Origin of the sequence: Pseudomonas sp. AP19 (genome assembly GCF_001728855.1) — a bacterium.
GTDB lineage: Bacteria > Pseudomonadota > Gammaproteobacteria > Pseudomonadales > Pseudomonadaceae > Aquipseudomonas > Aquipseudomonas fluorescens.
In genome coordinates this window covers 98,501-106,506 of the sequence record NZ_LXJP01000020.1, presented here as the reverse complement: position 1 = coordinate 106,506, position 8,006 = coordinate 98,501, and the positions used below count along the sequence as shown (strand labels likewise).

The following is an 8,006-nucleotide window of genomic DNA, read 5'->3' as shown; positions in this document are numbered from 1 at the left end:
CCTTTTTTTTATGTACGCGATCTTTAGTTACGATCTTGCAGGCCATTAATTGCTGGCCGTCGAAGTACTGAAGCTGGTTGCCGATCCTGGCCAGAACCTGGCGCGTTTGAGCATTGGTACTGTCCCATGCCACACACCAGCAGCGGGAGTGGACATTAGAGTTGAGGTAGTGCTCGATGAACGAGGTCAGGAGGGAAGGTGAGATCTGAAAATGCAAAGCCCAAGTCTGGGCCACTTCAATCTGGCGATCTGAGAACTTTTCCAGCTTCGGCGCTAAGATGCGCAGTCCCAACACCGATTGTCTTTTCTGTTCGCTCACCCGTGACCTCCTCCGCTATTCGCAGAGGAATGTCAGGTACGGAAGAGGTAGGTTCCAGCGTTAATGCATAACACCGTTAGCAGTGAATTATGCTCTCGGTAGTAAGAGTTAAACCCCTCTGGGTTTATCGAAGTCTGGTTTGCCATTCAGTGAGGGAAAGCTGACTTTGCAGCCGTTGGACCTGTACCCGGTGCAGCCCCAGAAGTCATAGCCGCCGTCCCCTTTTTTCTGACGCCTTGCGAGAGGCTGATTGCATTTGGGACAGTTGAAAGCGCCACCGGCTGTGGCTGGGCGTGGAGCTGACGCCATTGGCACACTTGGCATACCACGTTGCTGAGACAGTTCCTCTTCCAGGCGCTTATGCAGACGTGCAACGACGGCGCCGTAGGTGTCTTGGCCCTGGGCGATTTTGTCCAGGTCGCGCTCCAATTCCCGCGTAAAATCCAGCTCCACGAAACTGAAGAACCCTTCGAGCTTCGCGATCGTTTCCTCCCCCAGAGGCGCCGGTACCAGTTTGCGGCTCTTTTCCTCGATCAGTCCTTTGCTGGTGATGTTCTTCAAGATGGAGGCGAACGTACTTGGACGACCGATACCGCGCCGTTCCATTTCTTTGATCAGGCTGGCCTTGGTGTAGCGTGACGGTGGTTGTGTTTTCTTCTTCAGCAGTTCGCCGCTGTGGACCGAAAGAATCTGTTTTGGAGTGAGCGCTGGCACGGGGTTGTTTGCTTCTGCGTCTTCCTCCTCATCCGTATCATCGCCCTTGAGCACCTTCAGCCATCCATGGTGGTAGAGCGTTTTGCCCGATGCGGTGAAGCGCAGCGCTTTGCCGCCAGGACCAACGGCGAGCAGTTTCGCAGTGCGCACGTCATAGATGGCGGCTTCGAGCTGGCTGGCCAATGCCCGAACCCAGATCAACTTGTACAGGGCCAGTTCGTCATCGTTTTCGCCGGCGGATCTTTCGGACCAATAGGTGGGTGTGATGGCAGGGTGGCCTTCCTGGGCGCCTTCGGCCGCTTTGAACGTGCGCCGGTCATCTACGGCTTTCAATCCAAGAGCGTTGGCCACCGTTCGAATATCTACCATGGCTTCATCTGGGACGTTTGGGTTGTCAGTTCGGTGATAAGTGATCACGCCTTGCTCGTACAAGCGCTGGGCCACCTGCATGGTCTTGTCCGGATCCCATTTCAAGGCGTTGCTGGCAGCTTGTTGAAGGGTCGACGAGATGAATGGTGCGGGAGGATGACGCTCGGCCTTGCGATCCTCGCAGGACTCCACGACCACATTTCGAGTGCCGGCGACGTGTTGAGCTAGGTTGCTATCCTGAACATAGGGGAAGTCCTTGCTTGCGAAATCCGGTACCGGTTGCCACTCGGCATACCAAGTGGTGCCCCGACTTACATCGGCAAAGAACAGACGCACGCCAAAGTGATTGACCACCTGAAAGTTGCGGATCTCGCGTTCGCGCAAGACCACGAGAAACACGGCGGGTGATTGAACGCGGCCAGCGGAAGTAGGTTTGCCCATCAGGCGCCGCAACTCTTGGGTCACCAGGTAGCCCACCAAGCGATCCAAAACACGCCGGCACTCCTGTGAGGCAACCCTGTTCAAATCGATTTGGCGAGGGTTGGCTAGAGCCTCTGCGACACGCTTGAGGGTGATTTCATTGAAGGTGATGCGTTTGTAGGATTTGACCGCCAGTACCTGCTGGATGTGCCAGCTGATGGCTTCACCTTCGCGGTCCGGGTCGGTTGCGAGGTAGATTTCATCGGCCTGTTTAGCTGCGGCCTTCATCGTTTGCACAGCCTTGGCGCTTTTATCCAGGATCACGTACACCGGTCTGTAATTTTTGCGGACACCGGTAGTGATCATGCTGTCGTCCTGCCCACTGGCCGGCAAGTCGCGTATGTGCCCACCACTTGCAACCACCTTCCAGTCTTCATCTGGGCGCAGCTTCTCCATCATTGGCTGAAGCTTTTTCCGCTTACCTGGTGCCTCGATAATCAATAGCTTCACGGTGTGTCCCTCTCAGATAATCAGAGCGGGACTGTTGCGTCAGGCGGGTAGGGCTTCAATAGGAAATGGTCAATACGCGGGGGAGGGCATTAAGCGGCTATAGGTCCAGCGAGAGCTGCTGTGCCTGGGCAAAGCCCTTTAGCCACGACGCACGCATAGCGGGATGTTGGTAAGGGCAGTCATACACCCGTAGCCCTTTCCGCGCAGCGGCCGCACCAGTGGCAATAACCGTCAGGTGAGGGTTGTTGCAACTGCGCTTGTCAGAGGTCTTAGGCAAGAAAGCGTTATCACCCATGCCGGTTGCTCCTCGATGCTCAAATTCATCTTCCAGCAGATCCGCGCTTGGCGCGATTTTTTTACGGGAGGGTGTTGCAGCCAGGTGCCGGGATGTCGAACCAATTGGTGGCCCTTAGCCAATGCACGAAGAACTCAACGGACTGACCACTTCGTCGTTGAAAATCGTGTAAATCGCCATGAAGCTCAAGATCCTCAGACTCATCATCCCAGTTGAAAAGTTCGAAATAGTTGGTGTCGTAGCGATCAGGGTTCAAAAGCTCTTGTATGAATCTTCGTGCAACGAATGAGCTCATGTCACTGTAGTCATCAGCCCAGACGTCTTTATCACGCCAACCAGCTTTTATCCAGGAGGCGAGTCGAATGTTGTCGGTGATACCGTAGAAGTCTGCTGCGTTGACGTCGCTCTCATCACAGTACCGCCAGTACAGCCGTCCCAACGTGGGGTGATCCGCTGCTACCAGAAGCCAGCCATCTGGACACCTCACCTCATCATCGTCCCGCATTGTCATACACCTTAAGGCTTCACGATTGGGGAGGGAAAGACGTTGATGTTTTTCCCTCCACCACGAGCTTAACGATTGGGGGGCCAAAATTAAGCCCCTGCAATCAGAACGGACGGTCGGGGTCCGGGTAGTCGTCGAAATCAGGGGCAGGTTGCGGACTGGACTGATCACGTGACGGGCTGCCTTGGCCCTGCGACGGTGACAGGGTCACGCTCGCAATCCTGTGCGGCAAGATGGCGACCCGCGAGGCTTGAACCTTCAGAGCCGCATTTTCCTCCCCATCTTTTTCCCAGCGATCCATTACGGCTCGGCCGGAAACGATCACGCGCATGCCCTTCTGAAACAGGTGCGAGTAGTGTTCAGCATCTTTGTGCCACCACTCGACGTTCGCCCAGAACCCCCCACGATCTTCATACCCGCCTTTACCGTCCGGAATCGAGTTGTCGAAGTAGACGTTGACCCGCATGAGCCTCCGTGGGTCCTTGTTGCCGTTGGCGAACTCTTTGAATTCCGGGGTGGAGCCGATATTGCCTTCCCAGCCTTGTACAGGTGTGGACATGAGTATTCTCCGAGGTTATGGATGTTGCGTTTGATTGGTGAGCTGCTGCAGTCGAGCGGTGTACACGGCCTCTGCCTGGCCCATTTTTTCGGCGCAATCGGCGGCCTGTTTGGCAATTGAGTGCATCAAGCTCATTTGCATGTTCAGCGTGATGCGCTGCAGTTCCATTGCGTACAAATCCTGCAGCATGGTTTCTGGTGTTCTGGATGAACCCATCATGTCTGCCCAAACACCGACGCCCATTCGGCGGTCCGTGACCTGCTGCCATCTCAGAAATTGGGTACCGGCCTGGGTGTTCTGTTCGGTCAGTCGAACTGGCACAAGGGTGAATGGATATCGGCGAGCCTGGCTCAGCACTTCCTGGGCAAGTGCTTTTAATCCCGACTCTTGGACCCGGCATAGATCGGCAAATTGGCTCAGCTCCCCCTTACCTTTAAAAGGCTTTAAAAGGCCTTTTAGTGAGGCAGCCTGTTGCAGTCGCTGGAAGGCATCCTGTTGCAGTGGTCGGAAGGCGGTCTGTTGCAGCACGCCGTCTTCTGAGGACGTCTGGCCCATGACCATCAGCCTTCCTCGGTATCATCAAAGTGATCACTCGCCTCGGATTGCTGTTGGCCGCGAATGATGGGGGGAGCAAAGTTCGAACGGCGGGTGCCTTCCAGGATGTCCTGCGGCAGTTCTCCGTAACGCTCATACATTTTGCGGGCTGCTTCAGCCTTGGCATTGTTGGCGGCGAAGTCATCGCGTGTAGCGCCGGAGTATTTATAGATCTGGGCCAGGCCAAAAAGTCTGCGCAGCACGGCTGCGCCTTCATCGATCCAAGTTTCCATATCGTGACGACCGACCAGACCGACATGCTGGGCCAGCAAAATGCGCCTGACAATTTCGTCGTAGTTGGTCAGCAGGTACACGGCTTGGAAGCCGAGTGGATTGGCGATATACAGAGGTAGGCTGACAGGCTGGATGGACAGGTTTTCGCTGATACTGATGGCCGGGGGAAGGGAAGCCATGGCTGTGTCGAGACGATCTTCGATGGTTTTGAGTGCCTCCTTTGAATCCCGGATTTTCTCTTCCAGCTGGATCATCCACCAATCTGAATATGGATCATCCTGCTGGGCGCCACGTGACATTCGATTGACTACAGTGCAGAAGCCAGACAATCCGATGATGCCGACCTTGAGATCGTTTTTTGGGCGTCCCATCCAGATCCGTGCAGCGTGATGCGTGTGAAGGGTGAGCTTCACATCGCTGCGTAGTGAGCCAATATTGAGCCGGTAATTGTCAGCCATGGTGCAGTTATTCCTTGGAAAGAGGATTGACATGGCCATGCTGCAATTGGGCTGCTACGGACGCAGCAATAAATCCATAGTCAGACGGAAGGGGATTTGTTGATGCGTCTATATATAGAAGGAGAGAAGCAACATTGTCTGGCTGACTGCCGTCAGCGATCCGGGATCCCTGGTAAGTGTTGTGGGCCACAGCACTTAGCCGACAGCCACCACAGATTACGGATCCTGTCAGGGTGATGCGGGCCGCATCATCCAGTCGGTAGTTATGTGACCCACATAGCTTCGAATTGCCACCTGGAGTATCGAATCCCTGTTGAGTGGTGTGGGCCACAGCACTTAGCCGACAGCCACCACAGATTACGGATCCTGTCAGGGTGATGCGGGCCGCATCATCCAGTCGGTAGTTATGTGGCCCACATAGCTTCGAGTTGCCACCTGGAGCATCGAATCCCTGTTGAGTGGTGTGGGCCACAGCACTTAGCCGACAGCCACCACAGATTACGGATCCTGTCAGGGTGATGCGGGCCGCGTCATCCAGTCGGTAGTTATGTGGCCCACATAGCTTCGAATTGCCACCTGGAGTATCGAATCCCTGTTGAGTGTTGTGGGCCACAGCACTTAGCCGGCGGCCACCACAGATTACGGATCCTGTCAGGGTGATGCGGGACACATCATCCAGCCGGTAGTTATGTGGCCCACATAGCTTTGAGTTGCCACCTGGAGTATCTGATCCCTGGTGAGTGGTGTGGGCCACAGCACTTAGCCGACGGCCACCACAGATTACGGATTCTGTCAGGGTGATGCGGGCCACATCACTTGGCTGAATGCCTCCACCGATATCGAATCCTGGCTGGGTGTTGCGGGCAGCAACACTCAGCTCGGCTATGCCGCTGACCTGGGATCCTGGTTGAATGATTCGGCCCGAATCACTCAGCTCTCTGCCATAACTGGTGTCAAGTCTGGTCAGCGCCATGCGGGCGGCATAGCTTGGCTGACTTACATTTCCGTCCGGAGTCATGAATGGGTGCTCCGATTGGGCTTTAGCAGGTGCAGCATCTCGCTCAGTGTTTGATTGGCGGTTTGTATCGATTCCGGATTGCGTGGAGTCACCATCGCTTTCACCGGTTGAGCAACTTCAACGGTGCTTGAGCCCGTCGACCGGCTACCCGTGTTCATGTGGTTGAGACGTGGTTTGTCGTCTGGCTTCCAATTGCTGTTGAAGTCACCTCGTACCGCCGTGGCGACAAGCGTCATCAGATACCCAAAAGGGTTTCGAACGCCTCCCGTGTCACAACGGTGCACCCATTGCTTGATGAGCGCAGGTTTCACCTCTGGAGGGACTTTCTGCAACGCCACAAGGGCACTCTGTTTCTGATCCGTGGGCAGCCGGTGCAGGGCATCCAGGAAGTCTGCAGCCGTGTCATCTGACGTGGGCGGTACATGTACAGAGCTTTTACAAACATCTTTGTTTGTATCTGTATACGTACTATATGAGTTCGGATTCCGAACTGAGTCCGAACTCAGTGATTTACGGCTGAGTTCGGATTCCGAACTCAGCTCAAAAGCGATTCGCTTACCGCTGGATTCACTGAGTTCGGATTCCGAACTCAGGGTGGAGGGAGCTATATTTTGGTGAGTTCGGATTCCGAACTCGGGCGCAGTCAAAGGCTGAAGGGCTGTTGCCTGAACCCATGACTGACTGTTCAAGCGAGCTTCGATGATGTTCAACCGAGTCGGTAATCGCTGACCAACCTCCGGATCTGCGGCGAACTCCTTCCAGGCAATTTCAGCGACTTCACGAATCGCCTTGGTCTGATGCTCCATCGATTGAGCGAGTAACTGCAGATAGTCTTTGTCGAACTCCAGCGCTTCACCAGGCGTTACAGGTTCATCGTGAAGGAGGTAGACGTTGCCTTGAACCTGACCACTGAGGTCATTACGCACGCGACGACCGAGGCTGAGCCAGCGAGTCAGGCGAAGCGTGACCAAGGCTTTTGATACCGTTTCACGGGACGCCGGTCTGCCGGGTAGCATGCCCAGGTATGGCCGTAGCTGATCATAGGTGGGGAACGCCGTCAGACCGTCGTCATTAATCAGTAGGCGGAATACCTGCCAGGCATTTCGCTCAAGCGGAGACAGTCGATCATCCAGAAGCAATCGACGAGGAACTGTCTCATGAGGGTTACCGCTGAAAATAATGCCAGAGTAGGGCGTTGAGCCCTCAATCCCCGGGGGCGTCGACTCTTTTTTCTGACGCAGATGAGCCTCAAGATGCCCTGATGCAGAGTCTAGAAGTGTCGAGAAGGGGAGCCGGGACAACTTCATAGATCGTTGTCACCTTGCTCCAGTGTCACTGTCGGTAGGGACAACTGATGGTTGGCTGATGACACCAGCTTCAAACCTTTTGTGAATCCAGCGCTGGGATGCGAAGGCGGATAAAGACCCTCTCTGATCCAGGACTGAACGCGGTGCCAAATAATCGCTAAGCTGAGGTTTTCCGTGCCTTCAGCTGAGTCGGCGCCCTGTGGGGCATTGAGTTCTTCTGCCACCAGCATGGCCACGTCCAGCAACGCCAGGCTGTCATCCAGTTCAACCTGATGCTCTTTCATCAGGTGAGTCCAGCGGTACCAAAGTTGAGCATCCATCTCTTCGCTGAACTCTCGCCACCGGCCACGACGTGCCGTTACTCCGATCACCAGCCGTTGCAGGGCGACGTCTTGGGGTGACAAGCCAAAGAACTGTTGCAGCATCTGCGTCGTAGCGCCCAATCGGAGAGCACGTTCAATCATGCGTACCTCCTCGTCAGAACGTTGTGCCCCGGTCAGCAGCTTCTTCACCATGTCCCCATCAATCGTGACGCTGCACCAGGAAACGGGAGTGTTAAGCAGCAAGCTCAGCACCGAAGGTTGTTGAAGCTGGGCCAAAATTTCGGGCTCCAATCCCATCTCTATGCAGCGACGGAGTTGGCCGTTGCGCATGTGGTGCAGCACCTGAGACAAGATGGCTTCATTGATAGGTGTTTTGGACAT

At 55.1% G+C, this 8,006-nt stretch carries 8 protein-coding genes and 1 pseudogene; all 9 read right to left on the bottom strand.

The window, feature by feature from the left end; translation table 11 throughout:
• Positions 1 to 319 (bottom strand): annotated as a pseudogene (locus A7D21_RS16035) (hypothetical protein); the annotation flags it as partial.
• 108 nt (positions 320 to 427) lie between these two features.
• Positions 428 to 2,332 carry a type I DNA topoisomerase gene (gene topA / locus A7D21_RS16030; RefSeq protein WP_069552101.1) on the bottom strand — a complete coding sequence of 635 codons (1,905 nt, stop codon included), beginning with the start codon at positions 2,330 to 2,332 and terminating at the stop codon, positions 428 to 430.
• A gap of 97 nt (positions 2,333 to 2,429) precedes the next feature.
• A complete protein-coding gene (locus A7D21_RS16025) occupies positions 2,430 to 2,627 on the bottom strand; it encodes a CrpP family ICE-associated protein (RefSeq protein ID WP_044275449.1) in 198 nt (65 codons plus the stop codon).
• Positions 2,628 to 2,688: 61 nt separating this feature from the next.
• On the bottom strand, positions 2,689 to 3,132 hold the full coding sequence (locus A7D21_RS16020) for a hypothetical protein (RefSeq protein ID WP_056791318.1): 444 nt from the start codon (positions 3,130 to 3,132) through the stop codon (positions 2,689 to 2,691).
• A 103-nt stretch (positions 3,133 to 3,235) separates the two neighbouring features.
• Positions 3,236 to 3,691, bottom strand: a complete 456-nt coding sequence (locus A7D21_RS16015) for a single-stranded DNA-binding protein (RefSeq protein ID WP_056791322.1) — start codon at positions 3,689 to 3,691, stop codon at positions 3,236 to 3,238.
• Between the two features lie 15 nt (positions 3,692 to 3,706).
• Positions 3,707 to 4,246: a DUF3158 family protein gene (locus tag A7D21_RS16010; RefSeq protein ID WP_069552103.1), complete on the bottom strand. Its 540-nt coding sequence runs from the start codon at positions 4,244 to 4,246 to the stop codon at positions 3,707 to 3,709.
• A 5-nt stretch (positions 4,247 to 4,251) separates the two neighbouring features.
• Positions 4,252 to 4,977 (bottom strand): PFL_4669 family integrating conjugative element protein, encoded by a 726-nt coding sequence (locus tag A7D21_RS16005; protein ID WP_069552100.1) that lies wholly within the window; start codon positions 4,975 to 4,977, stop codon positions 4,252 to 4,254.
• A gap of 1,014 nt (positions 4,978 to 5,991) precedes the next feature.
• Complete coding sequence (locus A7D21_RS16000) at positions 5,992 to 7,302, bottom strand: STY4528 family pathogenicity island replication protein (protein WP_069552099.1); 1,311 nt, start codon at positions 7,300 to 7,302, stop codon at positions 5,992 to 5,994.
• The gene (locus tag A7D21_RS15995) at positions 7,299 to 8,006 is read right to left on the bottom strand and encodes a DUF2857 domain-containing protein (RefSeq protein ID WP_069552098.1); all 708 of its coding nucleotides are present in this window, start codon (positions 8,004 to 8,006) and stop codon (positions 7,299 to 7,301) included. Before A7D21_RS15995 ends, A7D21_RS16000 begins: the two co-directional genes overlap by 4 nt.

Bases quoted from the DNA above. Each gene is read 5' to 3' on its own strand.
- A7D21_RS16025 (WP_044275449.1), bottom strand. From the start codon at position 2,627: ATGGGTGATAACGCTTTCTTGCCTAAGACCTCTGACAAGCGCAGTTGC.
- A7D21_RS16020 (WP_056791318.1), bottom strand. From the start codon at position 3,132: ATGCGGGACGATGATGAGGTGAGGTGTCCAGATGGCTGGCTTCTGGTA.
- A7D21_RS16015 (WP_056791322.1), bottom strand. From the start codon at position 3,691: ATGTCCACACCTGTACAAGGCTGGGAAGGCAATATCGGCTCCACCCCG.
- A7D21_RS16010 (WP_069552103.1), bottom strand. From the start codon at position 4,246: ATGGGCCAGACGTCCTCAGAAGACGGCGTGCTGCAACAGACCGCCTTC.
- A7D21_RS16005 (WP_069552100.1), bottom strand. From the start codon at position 4,977: ATGGCTGACAATTACCGGCTCAATATTGGCTCACTACGCAGCGATGTG.
- A7D21_RS16000 (WP_069552099.1), bottom strand. From the start codon at position 7,302: ATGAAGTTGTCCCGGCTCCCCTTCTCGACACTTCTAGACTCTGCATCA.
- A7D21_RS15995 (WP_069552098.1), bottom strand. From the start codon at position 8,006: ATGTCCAAAACACCTATCAATGAAGCCATCTTGTCTCAGGTGCTGCAC.